The organism is Hymenobacter armeniacus (assembly GCF_014699055.1).
In the GTDB taxonomy this organism is placed as follows: Bacteria; Bacteroidota; Bacteroidia; order Cytophagales; family Hymenobacteraceae; genus Hymenobacter; species Hymenobacter armeniacus.
In genome coordinates this window covers 318,055-342,706 of the sequence record NZ_JACXAC010000004.1, presented here as the reverse complement: position 1 = coordinate 342,706, position 24,652 = coordinate 318,055, and the positions used below count along the sequence as shown (strand labels likewise).

General features: G+C 64.6%; 18 protein-coding genes and 1 riboswitch. Of the genes, 8 read left to right on the top strand and 10 right to left on the bottom strand.

The window, feature by feature from the left end; all coding sequences use genetic code 11:
- Positions 1–2,403: a hypothetical protein gene (locus IC234_RS12960; RefSeq protein ID WP_190925249.1), complete on the top strand. Its 2,403-nt coding sequence runs from the start codon at positions 1–3 to the stop codon at positions 2,401–2,403.
- Between the two features lie 26 nt (positions 2,404–2,429).
- Here IC234_RS12960 and fdhD read toward each other — a convergent pair whose 3' ends face one another.
- Positions 2,430–3,308, bottom strand: coding sequence for a formate dehydrogenase accessory sulfurtransferase FdhD (fdhD, locus tag IC234_RS12955; RefSeq protein WP_190925247.1), 879 nt, complete (start codon positions 3,306–3,308; stop codon positions 2,430–2,432).
- A gap of 196 nt (positions 3,309–3,504) precedes the next feature.
- Between fdhD and IC234_RS12950 the strand changes: the two genes are divergently transcribed.
- Positions 3,505–4,818 carry a cation:dicarboxylate symporter family transporter gene (locus IC234_RS12950; RefSeq protein WP_190925245.1) on the top strand — a complete coding sequence of 438 codons (1,314 nt, stop codon included), beginning with the start codon at positions 3,505–3,507 and terminating at the stop codon, positions 4,816–4,818.
- A gap of 7 nt (positions 4,819–4,825) precedes the next feature.
- Positions 4,826–6,001 carry a putative sulfate/molybdate transporter gene (locus IC234_RS12945; RefSeq protein WP_190925242.1) on the top strand — a complete coding sequence of 392 codons (1,176 nt, stop codon included), beginning with the start codon at positions 4,826–4,828 and terminating at the stop codon, positions 5,999–6,001.
- Positions 6,002–6,050: 49 nt separating this feature from the next.
- Here IC234_RS12945 and IC234_RS12940 read toward each other — a convergent pair whose 3' ends face one another.
- From IC234_RS12940 to moaA, 6 genes are all read right to left on the bottom strand, one after another.
- Positions 6,051–7,622: an MDR family MFS transporter gene (locus tag IC234_RS12940; RefSeq protein ID WP_223827665.1), complete on the bottom strand. Its 1,572-nt coding sequence runs from the start codon at positions 7,620–7,622 to the stop codon at positions 6,051–6,053.
- Positions 7,623–7,735: 113 nt separating this feature from the next.
- Positions 7,736–8,527 carry an SDR family oxidoreductase gene (locus tag IC234_RS12935; protein ID WP_190925240.1) on the bottom strand — a complete coding sequence of 264 codons (792 nt, stop codon included), beginning with the start codon at positions 8,525–8,527 and terminating at the stop codon, positions 7,736–7,738.
- A 4-nt stretch (positions 8,528–8,531) separates the two neighbouring features.
- The gene (locus IC234_RS12930; protein WP_190925238.1) at positions 8,532–8,909 is read right to left on the bottom strand and encodes a cupin domain-containing protein; all 378 of its coding nucleotides are present in this window, start codon (positions 8,907–8,909) and stop codon (positions 8,532–8,534) included.
- A gap of 195 nt (positions 8,910–9,104) precedes the next feature.
- A complete protein-coding gene (locus IC234_RS12925) occupies positions 9,105–10,265 on the bottom strand; it encodes an MFS transporter (protein ID WP_190925236.1) in 1,161 nt (386 codons plus the stop codon).
- Between the two features lie 104 nt (positions 10,266–10,369).
- Positions 10,370–12,871: a hybrid sensor histidine kinase/response regulator gene (locus IC234_RS12920; RefSeq protein ID WP_190925235.1), complete on the bottom strand. Its 2,502-nt coding sequence runs from the start codon at positions 12,869–12,871 to the stop codon at positions 10,370–10,372.
- 275 nt (positions 12,872–13,146) lie between these two features.
- A complete protein-coding gene (gene moaA / locus IC234_RS12915) occupies positions 13,147–14,163 on the bottom strand; it encodes a GTP 3',8-cyclase MoaA (RefSeq protein WP_190925233.1) in 1,017 nt (338 codons plus the stop codon).
- A gap of 164 nt (positions 14,164–14,327) precedes the next feature.
- Between moaA and IC234_RS12910 the strand changes: the two genes are divergently transcribed.
- Entirely contained in the window at positions 14,328–14,570 is a 243-nt protein-coding gene (locus IC234_RS12910; RefSeq protein ID WP_190925231.1) for a MoaD/ThiS family protein, read from the top strand.
- A gap of 92 nt (positions 14,571–14,662) precedes the next feature.
- On the top strand, positions 14,663–15,085 hold the full coding sequence (locus IC234_RS12905) for a molybdenum cofactor biosynthesis protein MoaE (RefSeq protein WP_190925228.1): 423 nt from the start codon (positions 14,663–14,665) through the stop codon (positions 15,083–15,085).
- 71 nt (positions 15,086–15,156) lie between these two features.
- Here IC234_RS12905 and IC234_RS12900 read toward each other — a convergent pair whose 3' ends face one another.
- The 3 genes from IC234_RS12900 to moaC all read right to left on the bottom strand — a co-directional run bounded on the left by IC234_RS12900 (position 15,157) and on the right by moaC (position 17,713).
- Positions 15,157–15,849, bottom strand: a complete 693-nt coding sequence (locus IC234_RS12900) for a porin family protein (RefSeq protein WP_190925226.1) — start codon at positions 15,847–15,849, stop codon at positions 15,157–15,159.
- A gap of 164 nt (positions 15,850–16,013) precedes the next feature.
- Positions 16,014–17,213 carry an NTP transferase domain-containing protein gene (locus IC234_RS12895; protein ID WP_190925224.1) on the bottom strand — a complete coding sequence of 400 codons (1,200 nt, stop codon included), beginning with the start codon at positions 17,211–17,213 and terminating at the stop codon, positions 16,014–16,016.
- Between the two features lie 8 nt (positions 17,214–17,221).
- The gene (moaC, locus tag IC234_RS12890; protein ID WP_190925222.1) at positions 17,222–17,713 is read right to left on the bottom strand and encodes a cyclic pyranopterin monophosphate synthase MoaC; all 492 of its coding nucleotides are present in this window, start codon (positions 17,711–17,713) and stop codon (positions 17,222–17,224) included.
- A gap of 264 nt (positions 17,714–17,977) precedes the next feature.
- On the opposite strand from moaC, the gene IC234_RS12885 reads away from it, so the two are divergent.
- The 3 genes from IC234_RS12885 to metH all read left to right on the top strand — a co-directional run bounded on the left by IC234_RS12885 (position 17,978) and on the right by metH (position 24,629).
- Positions 17,978–19,045, top strand: a complete 1,068-nt coding sequence (locus IC234_RS12885) for an SDR family oxidoreductase (RefSeq protein ID WP_190925220.1) — start codon at positions 17,978–17,980, stop codon at positions 19,043–19,045.
- A 107-nt stretch (positions 19,046–19,152) separates the two neighbouring features.
- A complete protein-coding gene (locus tag IC234_RS12880; protein ID WP_190925218.1) occupies positions 19,153–20,376 on the top strand; it encodes a molybdopterin molybdotransferase MoeA in 1,224 nt (407 codons plus the stop codon).
- Positions 20,377–20,751: 375 nt separating this feature from the next.
- Positions 20,752–20,859: riboswitch (SAM riboswitch) on the top strand.
- Positions 20,860–20,930: 71 nt separating this feature from the next.
- Complete coding sequence (gene metH / locus IC234_RS12875) at positions 20,931–24,629, top strand: methionine synthase (protein ID WP_190925216.1); 3,699 nt, start codon at positions 20,931–20,933, stop codon at positions 24,627–24,629.
- Positions 24,630–24,652: the final 23 nt, after the last annotated feature.

Genomic DNA, 24,652 nt, shown 5'->3' with positions numbered 1-24,652 from the left:
ATGACTGACCGCTCCTTTTTGACGTTTTGCCGGCTACGGACACGCTTGCTCGGCGCGGCCGTAGCCGGGCTGCTGGGCCTGAGCGCGGCCCGGGCCCAGCAGCCCGCCGACTCCCTGCTGCCGGCCATTGGCACGCGCTTCGCAGCCTACAGCCAGCGCGTGCCCGCCGAAAAGCTTTACCTACACGTGGACCGGCCCAGCTACCTGAGCGGCGAAACCATGTGGTTTAAGGCTTACACTGTGGCCGGCAACCCCCACCGGCCCCTGGCCGCCAGCAAAGTGGCCTACGTGGAAGTACTCAATCGCGAGAACGTGCCCGTGCTGCAAACCAAAATTGGGGTAATGCACGCCGCAGGGTGGGGGTCGCTAGTGCTGCCTTCGTCTTTGCCTTCGGGCCACTACACGGTGCGCGCCTATACCCGCTGGATGCAGAACGGCGACCCCGAACTGTATTTCCACACCACGGTGAGCGTGGTGAACACGCACACGCAATCGGGACTGCCAGCGGCTGGCCCGGCCGCCGCGCCCGATGCGCAATTTTTTCCCGAAGGCGGCCACCTCGTGCAAGGCCTGCTCAGCCGGGTGGGCTTTAAAATAACGGACGGGGCCGGGCACGGCGTGGCGGCTACCGGCGTAGTGCTCGACCCCAGCGGCGCGCGCGTGGCGCAGTTTGCCACGCTGCGGCAGGGCCTGGGTAGCTTTTCCTTCGTTCCGGCCAGCGCGGGCGGGGGATACCGGGCCGAAATCAAGTTGGCCCGCCGCCCGCCCATCGTCGTCAGCCTGCCCGTGGTGGAGACGCGGGGCTACGTGCTGCGCCTAGAAGAAGGCAATGCTGAGCGGCTGCGGCTGGTGGTGCAAGCAACCGGAGCCGGCGACGCGGACGAGCGCCTTTTCCTACTGGCCCACGCCGGACAGCAGGTGGCGGTGGCGGCCACGGGCCAACTTTACGAAGGCAAGGCCGTGTTCAGCGTGGCCAAAACCGGGTTGGCCGATGGCATCTCGCATTTCACGCTATTCAACAGCCACCGGCAGCCGGTGTGCGAGCGGCTTTACTTCCGGCCGCCGGCCCAACAACTCCGCCTCGCGGCCCAAACTGACAAGCCGCAGTACGGGCCCCGCGAAAAGGTGAGCCTGCGGCTGACGGCCGCCGGACCGGCCAACCTGTCGGTGGCGGTGTATCAGCTCGATTCGCTTTCGGCCGCGGGCGGGACCAACATCGTGCCCTACCTGTGGCTGACCTCGGAGCTGCGGGGCGTGGTGGAGAACCCGGAATACTACCTGACGAGCCCAAGCCGCGACCGCGCCGAAGCCACCGACAACCTGATGCTGACCCAGGGCTGGAGCCGCTTTAAGTGGGCCGACGTGCTGGCCCCCAAGCCAGCGCCGCTGCAGCACTTGCCCGAACTCAACGGCCACGTGGTGCGGGGCCAAGTGGTATTGAGCGCCACGGGCGCGCCCGTGGCCAATGTGCCCGTCTACCTCACGATGCCCGGCCGCTATTTCCAGCTATACAATTCTGTGAGCCGGGCCGACGGCAGCATTCGCTTTGAAGCGCCGGACCTGTACGGCCCCACCCAACTCATCGTGCAGCCCAATACCGAGCGCGACACCCTGTACCGCGTCGACCTGCTGTCGCCGTTTTCCACGCGCTATGCCCGGCGGCCATCGGCGCCGTTGTGGCTGCCGCCGGGCTGGGCAGCCGGCCTGCGCCAGCGCCACGTGCAATCGGAAGTACAGCTGCATTTCCAAAGCAAAACGCCGGCCTACTCCACGCCCCTCCTCGACACCGCCACTTTCTACGGCAAGCCCGACGAGCGGTACTTTCTCGACCAATTTACCCGGTTTAAGACCCTCGAAGAGGTGATGCGCGAATACGTGCCGGGGGTGATGGTACGTATGCGCAAGGACGGCTTCCACTTTCTGGTGCTCGACCACAACTCGCGCAACCTGCTGGAAAGCCCGCTGGTGCTGCTGGACGGAATGCCCGTATTCGACACCAACAAAATAATGGCCGTTGACCCCTTGAAAATCAAACGTCTGGACGTGATTACGGCCCGATATTTTCACGGCCCACTCGTGTACAACGGTGTGGTGAGCTACACCTCTTACAAAGGGGATTTGGGCGGGGTGCCGCCCGACCCCTACGCCCTGCTGCAGGACTACGAAGGGCTGCAGGGCCAGCGCGAGTTTTACGCCCCCCGCTACGACACCCCGCAAGCCGTCCAAAGCCGCATGCCCGACTTCCGCAACCTGCTCTACTGGAACCCCAATGCCAGCGCAGAGGAGCTCTCGTTTTACACTTCCGACCAGGCCGGCAGGTACCGGGTGGTGGTGCAGGGCCTCAGCCCTAACGGCTCGGCGGGAACTACCAGCTTCGATTTTGAAGTAAAGCCACCGCTGTAGCCCCCAGTGGCGGAGCCGAGAAAAGCTTATTCGCCCCTCTCCGTCAAACGCCAGCCGTGGCAGTACACGTTGAACCGCTCGTTGCGCACAAAGCCGAGCACCGTCATGCCGAAGCTCTCAGCTGCTTGAATGGCCAAGCTGCTGGGCGCGCCCACCGCCGCCAACACGCCGATGCCGGCCGCCGCCGCCTTCTGCACCAGCTCGAAGCTGACGCGCCCGCTCACCAGCAACACGTGCTGGTGCAAGGGCAGCCAGCCGGCCAGCAGCGCGGCGCCAATGACCTTGTCCAAGGCGTTGTGGCGGCCCACGTCTTCGCGCAGCAGCAGCAGCTCCCCTTCGGGCGAAAAGAGCGCCGAGGCGTGCTGCCCGCCGGTTTGCTCGAAGCCGGCCTGGGCGGCGCGCAATTTCTCCGGCAGCTGGTGCACCGTGGCGTAGCGGAGGTGCGGGCCATCGGTGGGCAACACGGGGCAGGAGGCGGTGCGGACCGCATCAATGCTGGTTTTGCCGCATACGCCGCAGCTGGAGCTGGTGTAGAAATGCCGCTCCATGGCCTGGAAATTGACCTGCACGTGCGCGGCCAGCTCCGCGCGCACCACGTTGCCGGCTTCTTCGGCCTTTTGCACGTCGGGGCAGGGAATGACGCCCAGCAGGTCGGCTTTGGCGTGGATGAGGCCCTCGGTGAGCAGGAAGCCGGCGGCCAGCTCTTCGTCGTGCCCGGGCGTGCGCATGGTCACCGACAGGGTACGGTGCTGGCGCTGGCCGTCGGCCTCGTAGCCGATGCGGATTTCCAGCGGCTCTTCGGCCGCGAGTTGGTCGGAGGCCGAAACCGGTGGGCCGGCGCCGCTCACCTTCTGGATGCTGGCGAATTCGTAGCTGGCGGCGGGCAGCAGGATGGCGGGGTTCATTGGGTGGGCGAAATGGAAATCTATAACGTCATGCGGAGCGCAGCGAGGCATCTTGCCCGCAGCAAGTAAACCAATCGTTCAACGAAAGGATTGGCGGTGGCGGGCAAGATGCTGCGCTCTGCGTGACGTTCTTCCGCACGGACGTTCTTTTTAGCGTGACGTTCTTGCAATTCCTTTCCGCCCCTACCCGCCGCCTATGAAATTCAAAAAACTCACCCGCAACCTTACGTTTTGGGTGCTGCTGGCCATAGTTGCCGGGGCGCTGCTGGGTCACTTTGCGCCCGCCGCCGCCGTGCAGATGGAGCCCCTGGGCAAGCGTTTCATCGACGTGGTGAAGCTATTCATCAACCCCATCATCTTTCTCACCATTACCCTCGGCATCAGCACCATGGGCGACCTGAAGAAGGTGGGCCGCATTGGCGGCAAGGCGCTGCTGTACTTCGAAATTGTGACCACGCTGGCGCTGCTCATCGGCGTGGGCGTGGCGGCGCTGGTGCGGCCGGGCGCGGACGTGAGCACCGGCCGGCTGGATGCCGGCAAGGTGGGCGAGTTCACGAAGCGGGCCACTGAGTTCTCCTGGGGCCACTTCCTGGCCGACAACCTCACGCTGCAGGTGCTGCTAGTAGCCATTGCGCTGGGCATTGCGCTCAGCCGATACGCCGGCCGCAAACCCGTTATTCATTTCCTGAAAGCAGCCTCGAAATACGTGTTTCGGGGGCTGCACCTTGTCATGCTGCTGGCGCCCATTGGGGCGTTTGGGGGCATGGCCTTCACCATTGGGAAGTACGGCATCGCCACCCTGCTGCCGCTGGGCAAGCTCATGGCGACGGTGTACCTGACCATGGGCGTGTTCGTGTTTCTGGTGCTGGGGGCCATTTTGCGCTACTGCGGCGTGGGCATGTGGTCGTTCCTGAAATACCTCAAAGCCGAATTGCTGATTGTGCTGGGCACTTCCTCCTCCGAAGCCGGCCTGCCGGGCCTCATGGAGAAGCTGGAGCGCATGGGCTGCGCCCAGCCGGTGGTGGGGCTGGTGGTGCCCACGGGCTATTCCTTCAACCTCGACGGCACCACCATCTATCTCTCCCTCTCGACCTTATTTCTGGCCCAGGTCTTCCACGTCGACCTTTCCGGGGCTCAGATTCTGACCATGATGGGTATTTTGATGGTGACTTCCAAGGGGGCGGCGGGCGTGGCAGGCAGCGGCTTCGTGGTGCTGGCCAGCACGCTCACGGCCATGAAGGTGATACCAGTGGAGGGCCTGGCCCTGCTACTGGGCGTGGATAGGTTTATGTCGGAAGCGCGCAGCATCACCAACTTCATCGGCAACGGCGTGGCCACGGTGTTCCTGGCCCATAACGAAGGCGCCCTCGACCACGAAATGGCCGTGGAGGCCTTGGGCAAGCGCCTCAAGCCGCTGCGCTTCCGTAAAGGCTACACCAGCGGCGAGTACCTGGGCGAAGCCGCCGAGCAAGCCAGCGAACTGGCGCGCTTGCGGGACAACAAGAAATAGTTGCACGATGCTCACCCAAACCCAACCTGCGCCCCCTGCTCCCGCCCGCCCGTCCCTGCGCTTCGACCGCAACGAGCTGGCCGGCGCGTTTGGCGACCTGGGCACCGACTTGCCGCTGCTCATCGGCGTCATCGCCGCTTCGGGCGTCGACAGCGCCGGGGTGCTCATCATGTTCGGGCTGATGCAGGTGTTTTCGGGGCTGTGGTACCGCATGCCCATGCCGGTGCAGCCGCTCAAGGCGTTTGCGGCCCTGGTCATTGCCCAGAAACTTCCCGGGCGCATCATTTTTGGGGGCGGGCTGGCCATTGGCGTCAGCATGTTTTTCCTGTCGGTGACGGGGCTGATTGATGCGCTGGCGCGGCTGGTGCCCAAGGCGGTGGTGCGCGGCATTCAGTTTGGGCTGGCCCTGCAGCTGGCCACGCTGGCGCTCACCAAGTACGTGGGGGCCGACGGCGCGGCCGGCTACGCGCTGGCGGCGGCCGCTTTTGTGGTCACGGTGGTGCTGTTCGGCAACCGGCGCTGGCCGGCGGCGCTGCTCGTCATCGCCCTGGGCGTGGCGTATGCGTTGGTGTTCAAGCTCGATTTGGCCACCGCGCAAAAGGCCATCGGTCTGCACCTGCCCGCCTGGCACCTGCCCCAGACGCCGGATATCCTCACCGGCGCCCTGCTGCTGGCGCTGCCCCAGATTCCGCTGTCGCTCGGCAACTCGGTGCTGGCCACCCGACAGGTAGCGCACGACTTATTTCCCGAGCGCCAGCTCACCACCCGCAAAATCAGCTTCACCTATGCGCTGATGAACCTAGTCAATCCGTTTCTCGGCGGCTTTCCGGTGTGCCACGGCTCGGGCGGCATGGTGGGGCACTACGCGTTTGGGGCCCGCACCGGCGGCTCGGTGGTCATCTACGGCGGCCTATTCCTGGTGATGGGGCTGTTTTTCAGCCAGGGCTTTGCCGAGGTGGTGCAGATTTTCCCGCTGCCGGTGCTGGGCGTGCTGCTGCTGTTTGAGGCGCTGTCCTTGGCCACGCTGCTGCGCGACATCAGCGCCGAGCGCAGCGACTTGCTGGTGGCACTGCTGGTGGGCTTGCTGTGCGCGGGGCTGCCGTATGGCTACTTGGTGGGCTTGGTGGTAGGTACGGCCGTGTACTACGCCATGCAACGCGGCTGGGTGGGGCTGGGCAAGTAATAGCTTAACGCTCCGGTCTGACGGCTTTGCCATTAGACCGGGGGCGTTGTTACTCGACCGCGACCGGCACATTCTCATTCGCCTTCCGCAGGGGCAGTTCGGGCACAAACAGCGTCATTATCAGCCCGCCCACCACGAGGAAGATGTTGAAAAAGTACACCCGCGAAATGGCTTTGGAGAAAGCCTGCCGCATGGCCTCCGTGGGCGGGCCCGTGGCAGTAGCAGCGGGCAAGGCCGGGCCTTCGGCCACCACCGTTTGCTGGGTGGCGGGGCTGGCGGCGGTGGCGGGCAGGTTTTGGGCCAGCGTGAGGGTGAGCACCGTGCCCAGCACCGACGCCGCAATGGCCCCGCCAATTTGCCGAAAAAACTGACTGGCCGAAGTGGCCTGGCCCATGAGCGCGGGCTCGGTGGCGTTTTGCACGGCCAGGGTGTAGAGCGGCATGGTGGGCCCCAGGCCCAGCCCGCAGATGGCCAGGTACAGCAGCACGCGGTAGTAGGGCACGTCGATGGGCATGGTGGCCATCAGCGACAGGCCCACGAGCAGCAGCGAGAGCCCGGCCAGCATCCAGCGCTTGTAGTGGCCGAAGCGCGACACCATCTGCCCGGCCAGCATCGAGCCCGTCACTACGCCCAGCGACATCGGAATGAGGCTGATGCCGGCGCGGGTGGCCGTTTCGCCCAGCACGCTCACCATGAACAGCGGCTCGAAAATGATGACGCCCAAAAACGCGCCGCCCATGAGAAACAGCGCCGCATTGGCCGTCCGAAACACCGGGTTTTTGAACAAGCCGAAGTTGAGAATGGGGTTTTCGTGCCGCAGGCTGCGCCCCACAAACAGGCCCAGCGCCGCCACGGCCACCGCCAGCAAGCCCAACGTGAGCGGCGATGTCCAGCCATACGTGGCTTTGTTGAGTTGCAAGGCCACCACCAGCGGCCCCAGGCCCACCATCAAGAGCACAGCCGACAGGAAATCAAACTTCTTGGGTTCGGTGGTGGGGCGCAGCGGCGGCATTTGGGTAAGGATAAACCACAGGGCCAGCGCGCCCAGCGGCAGGTTCACGTAGAACACCAGCCGCCACCCGGCCACGCCCGGAATCAGCCCCGTGCCCCGGTCCGTAAGAAAGCCGCCCAGCAGCGGCCCCAGCACCGACGACGTGCCGAACACCGCCCCCGTAAAACCCTGATAGCGCCCCCGCTCGGCCGGGGCAAACAGGTCGGCAATGATGATGAAGGCCATGGCAAACAGCCCCGCGCCGCCAAAGCCCTGAATGGCCCGAAACACTACCAACTGCGTCATGCCGTCGCCCAGCAGCGGCAGCGGGCCAAACTCGCCTGCCAGCCCGCACAGCATCGAGCCCACCAGGAAAATGCTCACCGCCACCACCTCAATCGTGCGCCGCGAGTACATGTCGGCCAGCTTGCCGTAGATGGGCACCAGCGCCGTGCTGGCCACCAAGTAGGCCGTGGCCACCCACGTAAACCTATCGAGCCCCTGCAAATCGGCCACGATGCGCGGCAGCGCCGTGCTCACAATGGTCTGGTCCAGCGCCCCCAGAAACATGGCCAGCAAAATGCCGGCGAAGGTGAGCATCTTCTGGCGGTGGGTGAGGGTTTCGGTCAAAATGAAAAATGCGAGCGGTGGGAGAAGGCCAGGCAAAAAAGAACGTCATGCTTACTCTGGCGTCCGCGCCAGAGTAAGCATGACGTTTTGTTATACGCAACGCGCCGCAGAGGTTACAGCAGCGAGCGTATCCAGCCGCCGTCTACCGGGATGGACGTGCCGGTGATGTAGCTGGCCCGCTCCGAGCACAGAAACGCCGTCAGCGCCGCAAACTCCCGCGGCTCGCCCAGCCGCCGCATAGGAATCTGATTTTCCCAGCGCGCCGTGGCGTCGGCGGCCGAAATGCCTTCCTTGGCCGCCGTGGCGTCGGCCAGGCTCACCACGCGCTCGGTGCGCGTGTAGCCGGGCAGAATGTTGTTGACGGTGATGCCGTGCGGCGCGACTTCCGTGGCCAGCGTGCGCGCCATGCCCGTCACGGCCGCCCGCAGGCTGTTCGAAAGCATGAGGTTTTCCACCGGCTGCTTCACCGAGATGGAGGTGATGTTGAGAATGCGGCCCCAGCCCTGCGCTTTCATGCCGGGCAGCACGGCGCGGGTCAGCTCCACCACGCTGGTGAGGAGCAGGCTGGTGGCGGCTTGCCACTGCTCGGCACTCAGCGTGTCGAAGGTGCCGGCGGGCGGGCCGCCGGCGTTGGTCACCAGAATGTCGATGCGGCCAAACCGCTCCTGGGCGGCCTGCACCAGGCGGGCCACGTCGGCGGGGTTGGCCACGTCGGCGGTCAGGCCGAGAACGGGCACGCCGTGAGCGGCCTCGATGGCGGCACAGGTTGCCTGCAGCGCGTCATCATGGCGCGCGCAGAGCACCAGCGCGGCGCCTTCGGCCGCGAGTTCTTCGGCCACGGCGCGGCCCAAGCCTTTGCTGGCGGCGGCCACCAGGGCCACTTTGCCTTGTAGTCCGAGGTCCATGCGGCTATTTCTGACGCAGGTAGTCGTCCGATTTATCCAACCAGTCCTGGCGGGGCGGGCTGAAAATGTCCACGTCCAGCGTGTCTTCCAGTGCTTCGGCCATGTGCGGCACGTTGGAGGGAATGTGCAGCACTTCGCCCACCCGCACGATGACCTCCTCGCCGTCTTCGGAGCCAATGTGAAACCGCAGGGCGCCTTCCAGAATGTAGGTAATCTGCTCGTTTTCGTGGTGATGCAGGGGCACGATGCAGCCTTTTTTGAGGTAGACATGGGCCAGCATCATTTTATCGCCGGTGATGAGGCGCCGCGACAGCTGGTCGGAGAGCTGCTCCTTGGGCATGTCGTCCCAGGCGTATTTGGTCACTTGTGAGGTTTCGGGCATGAGGTGTTTTGGGTTGGGTTATTACGAGAATAGAAAGAACGGTCATGCTGAGCGCAGCCGAAGCATCTCTACCGCAATGCTAACCTAAATGTTGGAATCACTGCCGCAGTAGAGATGCTTCGACTACGCTGCGCTTCGCTCAGCACGACCGTTCTTTTTTCCTCCCTTCTCCCCCGCTTCCATCTCCCCAATGCCCTACACCCGCACCCGGCCCGCCACCGCCGACACGCACAGCCCCATCAAGGCAATCAGCGCAAACGACACACGCAGGCTGGTGGCCCCGGCCACCATGCCAATCACGGGCGGGCCCAGCAGAAACCCGAAAAAGCCAATCGTAGAGACCGAGGCCAGGGCCATGCCGGCCGACATGTGCGTGGATTTGCCGGCCGCCGAGTACACCAGCGGCACCACCGCCGAGGTGCCAAACCCCACCAGCAAAAAGCCCAGCAGGGCCGTGGGCAGCATGGGCAGCAGCACCGCAATCAGCAAGCCGCTGGCCGTGAGCAGGCCGCAGAGCTGAATCACGCGCTTCGGGCCCAGCCGGTGGGCTAGCCAGTCGGCCCCGAAGCGGCCGAGCGCCATGGTGCTCATGAACGCCGTGTAGCCCGCGCCCACCCAGTCTTTGTCGGCCTGAATCACCTTCTTAAAATACACGCCGCTCCAGTCGAACATGGCTCCCTCGCAGATGAGCGCGCAAAAGGCAATGGCGCCCAGGCCCAGCAGCTCCTTGTCGGGCTTCACGAAGATGGGCTGGTCGGGGTCGACGCCGCTGTCCTGGCGCACGGTGTAGCCGGCGCTCACGGCCAGGCCCGCCAGAATGAACAGCGCAATGAAAATAAAATGCAAGCCCGGCACCACGGCGTGCCCAATCATAAACGAGCCAATGGCCGCCGCCACAAACCCGGCCAGGCTCCAGAGCCCGTGAAACGAGGCCATGATGGGCTTGTGCTTGTAGAGCCGCTCCACGCCCACGGCCTGGGTGTTCACCGAAATATTGGTGAGGTTGCCGCCCACGCCAAACAGCACCAGACAGGGCACCAGCTGGTAGAGGCTACTGGCCCAGCCCAGGCCTAGCAACGCGGCGGCGTACAGCACCACGCCCCACAGCACCACTTTGCGGCTGCCTTCGCGGGCCACCAGCCAGCCCGTGAAGGGCAGCGACAGCAGCTGCCCCAGCGGAATGGCCAGCAGCACGCCGCCCAGCGCCGCCTCCGAGATGCCCATGCGCTGCTGCACGCTCGGAATGCGCGACGCCCAAGTCGCAAAGCACAGGCCCAACAAAAAAAACAAGGCGCCCACGGCCACGCGGTGGGCCTTGCGCGAAATCGGCCGGGCCGATGCAGTCAACGAAATCATAAACACGGGTCCTCACGCGCCGCGCAGCGGGCCGGGCCCGGGCGGTTTTGCAAAACTACAAGCTCCCCCAACGCCCCGGCCCGCTCAGAAGTTGCCGGCGAAGGCTATTCCTCCAAATCGAGGCGAATCTGGAGCATGATTTCGCGCAGCAACAGGCCCATCGATTCCACCAATGGCTCCAGAGCGTCGGCCCGGAATTCGCCCTGCCACTGTTCCAGCGCTTCCACGGGTGGCAGCAGGTGCAGGGCGCGCAGGTGCACCAGGTTGGGACGCAGCTTGTGGGCGGCGTCTTTCAGCAGGCCGATGTCGGCCCGTTGCAGGCCCTCGGCGAGCTCGCGCAGGGCTTCTTCGCAGCTTTCGAGGAAGGTGTCCAGCATGAAGGCCACAAAATCGGTGTCGCCCTGCCCCACCTTCAGCAGCTCGTCGACCTGGTAAAGCTGCACGCCGTCCGAGTCGGCCAGCGGCAGGGGCTCGGGCGCCGGTTCCGGGGATTCGGCGGCCTCGGCGGGAGCGCCGGGGGGCAGCACCCACTTGCTCAGCACTTTCAGCAAGCTTTCTTCTTTGAAGGGCTTGGCCAGGTAGTCGCTCATGCCGGCCGCCAGGCATTTTTCGCGCTCGCCCTTGATGGCGTTGGCCGTGAGGGCCACGATTGGCGTGGTGAGCCCCAGCTGCCGGCGCAGCAGCGCCGTGGCCGCGTAGCCGTCCATCACCGGCATCTGAATGTCCATCAGAATGAGGTCGAAGGGCTGGTGGCGGGCCAGTTCCACGGCCAGGGCGCCGTGTTCGGCCTCGGTCACCTGCACGTGGGCATGGGTGAGGAAGGTTTTGGCAATCTGGCGGTTGAAGCGGTTGTCTTCCACCAGCAGCACCTGCTTGTTGCGCAGGTCGTTGCGCATGGGGCTATCGGGCAGCAGTACTTCCTTGGGGGGCAGGTCGAGGGGCGTGCCCACGGGCAGGCGCAGGGCAAAGCGCATCACCGTGCCCTGGTTTTTCTCGCTTTCCAGCTGCACGTCGCTGCCCATCAGGCTCAGCAGGTTGCGGCAAATGCTCAGGCCCAGGCCCGTGCCGCCGAACTTGCGCGTCACGGACGAATCTTCCTGGCTAAACTCCTGAAAAATCTTCTGCACGAACTCCGGCTCGATGCCCACGCCCGTGTCGGCCACTTCAAACACCACCTCGCCAAGCTCGCCGTCGGGGCCGGGCACGAAGTCGCAGCTCACGCTCACCTGCCCCGCGTCGGTGAACTTGATGGCGTTGCCGGCCAAATTCAGCAGCACCTGCCGGATGCGGTAGGGGTCGCCGATGAGCACCGGCGGCACGGTGGGCGCCGCGCGCACCAGCAGGGCCAGGCCTTTTTCCACGGCGCGGTAGTGCAGGGTCTGGTCCACTTCGGCTAGCAGCTGGGCGGGCTCAAAGCCCACGTGCTCCAGCGTCATCTTGCCGGCCTCCAGCTTGGAAAGGTCCAGAATGTCGTTGATGATGACCAGCAGGTGCTCGGCCGAAGTGGCGATGGCCTGACGGTAGCTGTCCTGGTCGGGCTCCAGGGGCGTTTTGGCCAGTAGCTGGCTCATGCCCAGGATGGCGTTCATGGGCGTGCGGATTTCGTGGCTCATGTTGGCCAGGAAAATCTCGCGGGCCCGCACGGCGCTTTCGGCCGCCAGCTTGGCGTGGCGCAGGGCCTGCTCCGTGAGTACGCGCTCGGTGATGTCGATGCCGTAGGCCACCAGCAGGTGCGGCGTGCCATCGGCGTGAAACACGGGCTGCAGGCAGCGCAACTGGTGGCGGGTGCCGCCCGCCCGGTCCAACGATTCTTCGAACGTGACCAGTTGCCCCCCTTCAAACGCCGCCATGATGCGGGCGTGGCGCTCCTCGGCCTGGGCGAGGGGGTGGCCGTAGCGGGCGTGGTACTCGAAATGGTCCTTGCCGATGGCCCACCTGCGCCGCACGGGGTCTTTGATGCCCACGGCGTTCACGTACAGGTAGCGGCCCTGGGCGTCGAACACGCCGAGGTCGCAGGGGATGTGGTCGAGGGTGAATTCGTAGAATTCGCGCTGCTCGGCCAGTTTTTGTTCGGCCAGCCAGCGCTTGGTGATGTCGGTGCCCGTGCCCACCACCGTGCGCAGCTGGCCATCGGGCTGAAACACGGGAATGAACTGGCGCAGGATGCGGCGCGGGCCCGTGGCCGACGGCAAGGTTTCTTCCCAGCGCGACTCGGTGCGCGACTGCACGGCCTGCGCAAAGGCCCGGCGCCGGTTTTCGGCCAGTTCCACGGGCAGTTCGCGCAACTCGCAGTAGTCAAAATCGGTTTTGCCAATGGCCCAGCGCCGCACCTGCGGGTCCTTGAAGCACAGGGCGTTCACGAACCGGTAGCGGTGTTCGGCGTCGAAGGCCACCACTTCCACCTTCAGGTTGTTGAGGATGGTTTCGTAAAAATCCTGCTGCTCTTCGAGGCGCTGGGCGGCGGTAGCAGCTTCGGCTTGGGCGGCAGCCAGGGCCGCTCGCAAGGCAAGTAGCTCTTCTTCCACGGTTTCGCTGCTGCGCGGTTCGACTTCGGCCGCGGCCGGAGGAAGTGCGTCGGAAGCAGAAAGACGTGTAGAAAAGGACATTGCCTAAATAATGTATAAATAATAAGGCAACAAAGATATGTCCTTAATGCAGGCTAATCATCTTACTAATATATAATTAAAAAGCGAATAAATTTAAACAAACTCATAGCAACGATACTATTTTTCATGGCTGCCCGCTGGCCTTGTGTGAGGCACGAAGTCGCCAGCGCTGGCATAGCACAACCGTAGTAAGCCTAATAAATTGGTGACATAAATGCTAAGCTCAGCACCGGCATCCAAAGTTTTACTCGCACTTCGCAAGCACAGCGGCGGTTCTAGCCCCCAATGGTGGCCATGCTTTCGAAGCTGAGCTGGTGCAGCGGGCGCTGCCGCTCGGCCTCGAAGCCGTTGGCGGCGCGGTGGCGGAAGGCGGCCGAGAGGGCCGCCACGATTTCCGCATCGGTTTTGCCGCCGCGCAGCAGGGCGCGGGTATCGAGCACGCCCTGGTCGTAGAGGCAGGTTTTGATGCCGCCTTCGGCTGTGAGGCGCAGGCGGTTGCAGGTGCCGCAGAAGGTGCGCGAGTAAGCCGCAATGATGCCCACCGTGCCGCAGTGCCCGGCAATGGTGTACTCGGAGGCGGTGGCGCCGGCGGGCGTGGGCACTGGGGCGAGCGCGCCGAAATGCTGCTCCAGGTGCTGGCGGATGCGCCGGTGGTTCCAGGGCAGCGAGGCGGGGCCGGCCTCGTGGCTGCCGCCGTTGAAGGGCATTTCCTCGATGAAGCGCACGTCGACGGGGAGCTGGCGGCTGAGCTCGGCCAGCGGAATGAGGTCGGCAATGTTCTGGCCGTCCATCACCACGGCGTTGATTTTCACCTGAATGCCGGCCTCTAGCAGCGCGTGAAACGTTTCCATTACGCGCGGCAGCTCGTCGCGCCGCGTGATGTGGAAGAACCGCTCCCGGTCCAACGTGTCGAGGCTGAGGTTGACGGCTTTCACGCCCAGGCGGGCCAGGGCGGGCACGTGCGGCGCCGTGAGCACGCCGTTGGTGGTCAGGCTGAGGTCGTCGATGCCGGGCAGCTCGGCCAGGCGCTCCATGAAGGGCACCAGGTCGCGCCGCACAAAGGGCTCACCGCCCGTCAGGCGCACTTTGCGCACGCCCAGCGTGGCCAGCAGGCCCGTGAGGCGCAGCATCTCTTCGTAGCTCAGCAGCTCGTGCTTGGGCATGTACTTGATGCCTTCTTCGGGCATGCAGTAAAAGCAGCGCAGGTTGCAGCGGTCCGTCACGGCCAGGCGCAGGTACTCCAGCGGCCGGCCGTGCTGGTCGTAGAGGGGCGCAACGGCCGGCGGGGCCACGGAAGCAGGAGTTGGAAGCACGTTTATCACCAATTTTGTCCGGCTGTACGTAAGACTGCCGGCTTGCGATAACCCGCCCGGCGCCAAAGGTGTTCAGGCGCGGCGGGTGCCGCGGGCCACTGGACCGGCGGCCCCGGTTTGCCCACACGTTTGCGTCGAAAGATATGTCATTAAAAATCTCCCTGTTCGGCATCACCCGCGACATCGTGGGCACGTCGGTGATTGAGCTGCCCGCGCCGGCCCCCGCCACCGTGGGCGAGCTGCTGGCCGAAATGCGCCGCCAATACCCCGCCCTGGGCGAGCTGCGCAGCTGCGCCGTGGCCGTCAACAACGAGTACGCCTCGCACGACCAGCCGCTGCACACCGTCGATGAAATTGCCCTCATTCCGCCCGTGGCCGGCGGCTGATTTCAGTTACCAGTTATCAGTGCGCAGTGGGTAACGCTGTTCAATAAGCACCCGCAACTGATAACTGCTCACTGACAACTGTTAACTGACAAATGACCCCTACCCTCACCATCACCGACCAGCCCATTGACGTGGCCGCCGCCCTCGCGGCCGTGCAAACCGACACGGCCGGGGCGGTCAACTCCTTTATCGGCACGGTGCGCAACCAGTCGGGCGGGCGGCCGGTGCGCCGGCTGCACTACGAGTCCTACGACAGCATGGCCCTCACCCAGCTGGGGCACGTGGTGCAGCAAGCCTACGAAAAGTGGCCCATGCTGCAGGAAGTGGCCGTGGTGCACCGCAAAGGCACATTAGAGCTCGGCGACGTGGCCGTGGTGGTGGCCGTGGCCACGCCGCACCGCGCCGAAAGCTTCGCCGCCTGCCAGTTCATCATCGACACGCTGAAACAAGTCGTGACCATCTGGAAGCGCGAAGAGTACGAGGACGGCACCGAATGGGTGGCGGCGCACCCGTAAACGTCATTTCTAGCATGAAAAAAGCCTGCCCTCCGAATGGAGAGCAGGCTTTTTTGCGGTCAGGCCGAGGGTTACTTACTCGGAATCAGATACCCCAGCGAGAACTGGAAGGCCGAGTGGCGGGCGTTGCTCAGGTCGCCGTTGAAGTAGGTGTTGTTGTCGCTCTTCACGAAGTCGCTGAAGGCGCCGGTGTAGCGCACGCTCAGGCTCAGGCCATTATCGGCCTGGTAGCCCACGCCGGCCAGATAGCCCAGCTCGTTGCGGTTGAGGCCACTCACGTCGTTTTTGTTTTGGGTTTCGGTCACGGTGGGGGTGCCGCCCAGCGCCGGGGTGGTGGTGTACTTGGTTTCGTTGTTGGAGCTAATCAGGTACGAGTATTGCGGCCCGGCTTCGACGATGAAGCCACCGGCGTTGATTTTCAGCAGCACCGGCACGTCGAGGTAGTTGTAATTGACGTTGCCTTCGCGCTTTTGCTTGGCGCCCAGCAGGTTGGTGTATTCGGTGGGCTTGTTCTCGAAGCCTTTTTGCGAATACAGGATTTCGGGCTGCACCGACAAGAATCCGTCGGCCAGCACGGGCACGTTCACCATCACGCCGCCCAGAAAGCCGGCTTTGTTGTTGTAGGTCGATTCGTTTTTAATGTCGCCGGCCAGGTTGGAGTAGTTGGCACCGGCGCGCAGGCCGAAGCGCACGTCCTGCGCCTGCGCCGAGGAAACAGCGGCCGTGGCCAGAAGCGCGGCAGCTACGATTGCAGTGTTTTTCATAATGAAATACGATTGATTGATAAGGTGTGTCAGGGGCTCGTTATTCAAAAACGTGCCAGCACCGGCCTTAAACGACCGTATTCCCAATAATTGTCTGAACCGCAGCGCAAAAAAATAACCGCCCGTGGGGCGGTTATCTCCGATGGCAGCATAAGGCCCGGCCGCTACGGCCGCTGGGCCAGCTCCTGCGTGGCCGCGGCCCGCTCTTCGGGCGTGTTCACGTTGCGCAGCTCCTCGGGCACGGGCGGGTGCAGCAGCTCGATGTCGGAATTAATCAGGGCCTTGCGCGGGCAGGAGTAGCCCAGGCTCAGAAACCGCAGCAGCTGCCCGTAGCTGCGCGGCTCCCAGATGCTCACCAGCGGCTCGGGAAACTCGTCCCACGGGCTGCGAAACGACGTGGCCATGCGCGCCGGCTGCCGGTTGCTCACCAGGTATTCCAGGGTTTCGCGGGTGAGGAAAGGCAGGTCGCAGGCCAGCACCAGCCACGCCGCGTTGGGGTCGGCCTGAAACGCGGACAGGATGCCTCCGAGCGGGCCCAACCCCAGAAAAGTATCGGGCAGGGCGGTGAGGCCGCCGGGCAGCTCGGTGGCCTGGTCGGGGCGAACGGACACGCGCACGTCGGGGCAAAACTCGGCCAGCAGCGCGGCGGTGTGCTGGCGCTGGTCGAGGTTGTGGTAGTGCAGGGCGCCCTTGTCGGTTTGCATCCGCTCGCTGCGGCCACCGGCCAGCACGAGGCCGCGCAGCACCGGCGCCGCCTGGGCGTACCATTGCCTGATGAAGGCGGCTATTTTCTCGGTCTCGGCCCAGCCCAGCACCGGCGGCAGCGGCGCTGCGCTGAGGTGCTCGGCCAGCACGGCCGGCAGCTCGGCTTGGCCGTCGGCGAGGAGAATGAGACGAACGTCGGTGAGGCGGTCGAGCTTCTTGTCCAGCGGCTTGCGCGGGTCGACGACGACAACCTGCTGGCGGGCGCGGAAGTGGTTGCCGTTCACCAGCACCACGCTGTCGTGAGCCAGCAGCTCGGGCTGCGTGAAGCGGTCCAGCGCCCGCGTGAGGTTGAGCTGGCGGTAGGTGATTTTATCGACCAGCTCGGCGGAGAGGCCCTTTTCGGCCACGTAGGGCACAGCCTTGGCAGGCGCGGCGGCAGCACCTTCGGCAGCGGCGTCGCCGGCGGCATGGTCGGCATCCACATAAGCCACACGCAGTTGCGGCGCCAGCAGGGGCAGCAGCCGGGCCACCAGCGTTTGAATGTCGCCGCAGGGCGCGCCGAGAATGGCCAGCTCGTGGCGGCCAAATTCGCCCACGTCGGGACGGGCAAGGGCGGCGTGCTTGAAGCGTTTTACGGTTGAACTAGGCAGACTATCCATGCCGGAATTTACAAATTTTCAAATCGATTGAAATCCTTCTTGCCGCCGGTTTTGGCGATAAGCTGCACGTTATCAATCGTAATGTCGTGGGAAAAGGCCTTGCACATGTCGTAGATGGTGAGCGCGGCCACCGTGGCCCCGGTCAGGGCTTCCATCTCCACGCCGGTGCGGCTCGTGACCACGGCCGTGCACACCACGCGCAGGGCACCGGCGCCCTCCGGTTCGATGGTAATGCTGCAATCATCGAGCCCCAGCGGGTGGCAGAGGGGAATGAGGTCGGCCGTTTTTTTGGCCCCCATGATGCCCGCCAGGATGGCCGTGTGGATGACCGGGCCTTTGTGCGAAGGCATTTCGCCGGCCTGCACGCGGCTCAGCAGCTCTTCGCCCAGCACCACGCGGCAGTGGGCGCGGGCCACGCGGCGGGTGGGCGTTTTCTGGCCCACATCCACCATGGTGGGCTGGTTGGCGGCGTTGACGTGGGTAAAATTCTTGGTAAGCATAGGGCGTAGAGACGCATAATGGCGTCTAATCGTTGGACAGATTGTGGCGCGGACTTTGGGTTGGCGGCGCCACAGGACAACCAGTGTGGCGGGCTAAAAGTCCACGCTGTTTCTCACTTAGCCAACTCAGCGGCCAATTGTTTTGCCGCAAACTATTGAGACTGGCAGCCGTTTCCAATCCGGCACCGGGTCAAGATGCCCCGGCCACCCCGGCGAACCGCGCCGGCCCATCCGGGCCGCGCTTATCCACCCCGAATTTTCATCATGAGCAATACCGCATTAGTTGTTGGTGCCAGCGGCATCATCGGCAGCAACCTGGCCCAGGAACTGCTGGCCAATAACTGGACCACCTACGGCCTGGCCCGCCGCCCCGGCACCGACATCGCCGGCCTGCAGCCCGTGGCCGCCGACTTGCTGGACGTGGCCAGCCTCGAAACCGCCTTAGCGGACCTCAAGCCCACGCACGTTTTCATCACCAGCTGGATGCGCAACGACACCGAAGCGGAGAACATTCGCGTGAACAGCGCCATGGTGCGCAACCTGCTGGCCGTGCTGGGCCCAAAACATTCGGTGCAGCACGTGGCGCTGGTAACCGGTCTGAAGCATTATCTGGGGCCATTTGAGGCTTACGTGAGCGGCGGGGTAGCCCCGCCCACGCCCCTGCGCGAGTCGCAGCCCCGGCTGGCGCTCGACAATTTTTACTATGCCCAGGAAGACGAAGTGTATGCCGCCGCCGCGCGCGACGGCTTCACCTGGAGCATCCATCGGCCGCACACCATCATCGGCAAAGCGGTGGGCAACCTCATGAACCTGGGCACCACCCTGGCCGTGTACGCCAGCATCTGCAAGGAAACCGGCCGGCCTTTCCGCTGGCCCGGCTCCAAGGCGCAGTGGGAAGGCTTGTCGGATGTGACCGATGCCCGCGTCATTGCCAAGCAGTTGGTGTGGGCCGCTACCACCGAGGCCGCCCGCAACGAGGCCTACAACGTCGTGAACGGCGACGTTTTCCGCTGGAGCCAGCTGTGGGGCCGCCTGGCCGAGTGGTTTGGCGTGCCGGCCGTGGGTTTCGATGGCAGCATCCACCCGCTGGAAGCCGAAATGGCGGGCGACGCGGAGCTGTGGCGTGCAATTGCCACCAAGCACGGCTTGACCGAGGCGGAATTGAGCCGCTTGGCTTCGCCCTGGCACACCGACCTGGACCTGGGTCGGCCCATTGAGGTGATGACCGACATGGCCAACAGCCGCAAGCGCGGCTTCACCGTGTTCCAGTCAACGGAGGATTCCTTCTTTGATTTGTTTGCCCAGCTGCGCGAGGACCGGTTGATTCCGTAGCGTCAACGAAAAAATACTTAGCCCGTCATGCTGAGCGCAGCCGAAGCATGACGGGCTGATTTCTTTGACCTGCGTTCCCCCTGTTCCGCACCGCAACAAAATTCCCCATGCTCACTCCTGCCGAAGCCACGGCCCGCGTCCTCGCCACGGCCCGCCCCCTGCCGACCGAAACCGTCGCCTTACCCCACGCCGCCGGCCGCATCCTGGCCGAGACGCTGACGGCTGACCGCGACTTCCCGCCCTTCAACCGGGTGGCCATGGACGGCATTGCGGTGGCCCACGCCGCCTGGGCCGGGGGCCAGACCGAATTTGAAATTCAACACGCCCAGTACGCCGGCGCCCCGCCCCGGCCGCTGCTCAGCCCCCGGCAAGCGGTGGAAGTGATGACCGGCGCCGTGCTGCCCACCGGGGCCGATGTGGTAGTGCGCTACGAGGACATTCTGTTGCACGACAACCGCGCCACCGTCCAGATTCCGCCGCCCGAAGCCCCCGGCGTGAACATCCACCACCAGGCCGCCGACCGCCGGGCCGGCGAGGCCCTGCTGCTGCCCGGCACCCGCCTCGGGCCGGCCGAGCTGGCCGTGGCAGCCACCGTGGGCGCCGCCGAAATGCAGGTAACGCGCAACGCCCGCGTGGCCGTGGTGAGCACCGGCGACGAGCTGGTGGGCATTCAGGAAACGCCGCTGCCGCACCAGATTCGGCGCTCCAATGCCTACGCCCTGCAAGCGCTGTTCACGCATGCTGGGGCTGAGGTTTCCCTGTTCCACCTGCCCGATGCGCTGGACGAGCTGCGCGACGGCCTCACCAAAATTCTGGGGGCTGGCTTCGATGCTGTGGTGTTGAGCGGGGCCGTGAGCAAGGGCCGCGCCGACCACCTGCCGGGCCTGCTGCGCGAACTGCACGTCAGGGAAATATTTCACGAAGTGCAGCAGCGGCCGGGCAAGCCGCTGTGGTTTGGGGCGCGGGCCGGCGGGCCGGTGGTGTTTGGGCTGCCCGGCAATCCGGTGTCGACCTTCATCACGGCCTGCCGCTACGTGCGGCCCTGGCTGCACGCCGTGCAGCAGCCCGAAGGCACCACCGAAACGGCCGCCGCGGCCGAGTCCCCGCAACCGGCTGTGCTCACGGTGGACATCAATTTCAAGCCCCCGCTCACGCACTTCGTGCCCGTGCGCCTGGCCGTGGACGCCGAAGGCCGCCGCCTGGCCACGCCGTTGCGCGTGGGCGGCTCCGGCGACATGATGGGGCTTGTGGGCGCCACCGCGTTTTTGGAACTGCCGCCCGAGCCGGCCGTGTTTGCGGCGGGCAGCGTGTGGCCGGCGTGGGCGCTGTAGGCTGGTATTGGGGAACCTCCGTGCGCTGGCTGCGTAAAGCAGCGGGAGTCGCAGCGCCAGCGGCTGAGTGTTGAGGGTGGCCCGGCGCATTGGCCACCGTCTTTTTTTCTCACCGCAACCCACCCGATTATGCCGACGAAAAAAGCAAGCACCGCCAAAAAAGACCCCTGCTGGAAAGGCTACGAGCAGGAGGGCACCAAGAAAAAAGACGGTAAAACCGTCCCCAATTGCGTGAAGAAAGACTAGCCTTCGTTCTTTTCGTTATGCCAAACGGCCCCGGCCTGCGCCCTTGTTGGCGTGGGCCGGGGCCGCAGTTTTTTGGTCTGATTTCGACGTAGGGTTGTTTTTGTGGTAGTGTTGTATCTTCGCCCTACGCTGCTATCCAGAAAGACCGAGGGACCGGGCCCGATGACGTCTTGGCAACCTACCGCGAGTAGGTGCCAACTCCCGTTTCACCGCCGTTTTGGTGAAAGAAGATGACAGCCGGAACTGTGCGCCTGCGCACGGGTTTCTTTCTGGATACGCGCTTCCGTAGCTATTCGCCCCCGAAAGAAATGTCCACTGCCACCCTCGCCGCCCCCTCTCCCCTTCCCGAGCTGCTCCGCCAGCGCCTGCTGATTCTCGACGGCGCCATGGGCACCATGATTCAGCGCCACCCGCTTACGGAGGAGGATTTCCGGGGCACGCGCTTCGCCGACCACCCCAAGCCCCTGCGCGGCAACAATGACCTGCTGAGCCTGACGCGGCCGGACATCATCAAGGGCATCCACGCCGAGTACTTCGCCGCCGGGGCCGACATGGTGGAAACCAACACATTCAGCGGTACCACCATTGCGCAGGCCGACTATGGGCTGGAACACGTGGTGTATGAGCTGAACTACGAGTCGGCGCGCCTGGCCCGCGAAGCGGCCGACGAGTACAGCACGCCCGAACGGCCGCGCTTCGTGGCCGGCGCCGTGGGCCCCACCAACCGCACCGCCTCCCTCTCGCCCGACGTGAACCGGCCCGGCTTCCGCGCCGTGACCTTCGATGAGCTGGCCACGGCCTACCTGGAGCAGGTGCGCGGCCTCGTGGACGGCGGCGTGGACACGCTGCTCATCGAAACCATCTTTGACACGCTGAACGCCAAAGCCGCGCTCTACGCCGTGCAGAAGTTCTTCGACGAAGGCGGCCGGGTGGTGCCCGTCATGATTTCGGGCACCATCACCGACGCCTCGGGCCGCACGCTGAGCGGCCAGACGGTGGAGGCCTTCTGGAACTCCATTCGCCACCTGCCGCTGCTGAGCGTGGGCCTGAACTGCGCCCTCGGTGCCCACCAGCTCAAGCAGTACGTGGAGGAATTGAGCCGCATTTCCGACGTGCACATCTCCGCTTATCCCAACGCGGGTTTGCCCAACGCTTTTGGCGGGTACGATGAATCGGCGCAGGAATTTGCGGCGCTGGTGGAAGAGTATTTGAAGGAAGGCATCGTGACGGTGGTGGGTGGTTGTTGTGGCACCACGCCCCAGCACATTGCCGAGCTGAGCAAGCTGGCCGAGAAATACCAGCCCCGCCAATTGCCTTCCGCGCCCACGCCCTCCACGCGCCTGAGCGGGCTGGAGCCGTTTACCATCAAAGAGGAAAGCCTGTTCGTGAACGTGGGCGAGCGCTGCAACGTGACCGGCTCGCGCGCTTTCGCCCGCCTCATCCGCACCGGTGCGTATGAGGAAGCCCTGGCCGTGGCCCGCCTGCAAGTGGAAGAAGGCGCCCAGGTGCTCGACATCAACATGGACGAGGGCATGCTCGATTCGGAGCAGGTGATGACGACCTTCCTGCACCTCATCGCCTCGGAGCCCGACATTGCGCGGGTGCCCGTCATGATTGACTCCTCGAAGTGGAGCGTGCTCGAAGCCGGCCTGAAATGCGTGCAGGGCAAGAGCATCGTGAACTCCATCTCGCTGAAAGAAGGTGAGGAGGCTTTCCGCGAGCGGGCCCACACGGTGCGCCAGTACGGCGCCGCCGTGGTGGTGATGGCCTTCGACGAAAACGGCCAGGCCGACTCGCTGGCGCGCCGCATCGAAATCTGCCAGCGCAGCTACGACATTCTGACAAAGGAAGTGGGCTTCGACCCGTCCGACATCATTTTCGACCCCAACATCCTGACCGTGGGCACGGGCATGGACGAGCACCGCAACTACGCCCTCGACTTCATCGAAGCCGTGCGCTGGATTAAGACGAACCTGCCCGGCGCGCTCACCAGCGGCGGCATTTCGAACATTTCGTTCTCGTTCCGCGGCAACGACGTGGTGCGCGAGGCCATGCACACGGCCTTCCTCTACCACGCCATTCGCGCCGGCCTGGATATGGGCATCGTAAACCCCGGCCAGCTCGGCGTGTACGATGAAATCGAGCCCCATTTGCTGGAATTGGTCGAAGACGTGCTCCTGAACCGCCGCGCCGACGCCACCGAGCGCCTCGTGGAATTTGCTGACACGGTGAAGCAGAAGGACAAGGCCGAGGTGAAAGCCGACGAGTGGCGCAGCCTGCCGGTGCAGGAGCGGCTGTCGCACGCGCTGGTAAAGGGCATCACGGAATTCATTGACGAAGACACCGAGGCCGCCCGCCAGGAGCTGGCCCGCCCGCTCGACGTGATTGAGGGCCCGCTGATGGCCGGCATGAACGTGGTGGGCGACCTGTTCGGGGCCGGCAAAATGTTTTTGCCGCAGGTGGTGAAATCGGCCCGCGTGATGAAGAAGGCGGTGGCTTACCTGGAGCCGTATCTGCTGGCCGACAAGCAGGGCTCGGACCGCCAAACGGCTGGCAAAATCCTGATGGCCACGGTGAAGGGCGACGTGCACGACATCGGCAAGAACATCGTGGGCGTGGTGCTGGCCTGCAACAACTTCGACATTATCGACCTCGGCGTGATGGTGCCGCTGGAGAAAATTCTTGACGAAGCCCAGAAGCAAAACGTGGACGTCATCGGCCTCTCCGGCCTCATCACGCCCTCGCTCGATGAAATGGTGTACGTGGCCCAGGCCATGGAGAAGCGCGGCATGAAAACGCCCCTGCTCATCGGCGGGGCCACCACCTCGCGCCTGCACACGGCGGTGAAAATCGCGCCCGCCTACAGCGGTGCGGTGGTGCACGTGAATGATGCTTCGCGCTCGGTGGGCGTGGCGGCTGGCCTGCTCGGCTCGGGCGAACACGCCTACGCCCAGACCGTGGCCGACGACTACGCCGCCCTGCGCGCCGACTACGCCAGCCGCCAGCGCGACAAAAGCTACCTGCCCATCGAAGCGGCCCGCGCCAACGGCTTCAAGTCGGACTGGAACGCGGTGCCCATCACCAAGCCCAGCTTCCTCGGCACCAGAGTGCTGGAAGACTACGACTTGGCCGAGCTGGCCCAGTACATCGACTGGACGCCTTTCTTCCACACCTGGGAGCTGAAAGGGCGCTACCCGCGCATTCTGGAAGACGAAAACCTGGGCGAAGCGGCTACCCGGCTGTTTGCCGACGCGCAGGCTTTACTGCAGAAAATCATCGACGAGAAGCTGCTCACGGCCCGCGCCGTGCTGGGCTTCTGGCCGGCCAACACCAAGGACTACGACACGATTGAGGTGTACGCCGACGACTCGCGCCAAACCGTGGCCACCGAGTTTTTCACCTTGCGCCAGCAGGGCGAAAAGGGCCCAAAAATCCCCAACATCGCCTTTTCCGACTTTCTGGCGCCGAAAGAATCGGGCCGGGCCGACTACCTGGGCGGCTTTGCCGTCACGGCCGGCATCGGCATCGAAAAGCTGCTGGAGCAGTACGAAGCCGACCACGACGACTACTCCAGCATCATGGTGAAGGCCCTGGCCGACCGCCTGGCCGAGGCCTTCGCCGAGCGCCTGCACGAGCGGGTGCGCCGCGAGTTCTGGGGCTACGCGCCCGACGAGCACCTCACCAACGAAGACCTGGTGCAGGAAAAGTACCGCGGCGTGCGCCCCGCGCCCGGCTACCCCGGCTGCCCCGACCACACCGAGAAAATCACGCTGTTCCAGCTGCTCGACGCTGAGGGCAACACCGGCATTTCGCTCACCGAAAACCTGGCCATGTACCCGGCTTCGTCGGTGAGCGGCATGTATTACGCCCACCCCGATTCGCGCTACTTCGGCCTCGGCCGCATTGGCTTGGACCAGGTGAGCGACATTGCCCGCCGCAAGGGCCTGGAAACCGCCGAGCTGGAGCGGTGGTTGATGCCCAACCTCAACTACGAGCCGAAGAAGTAGCGCTGCAGCGTGGACTCTACGAG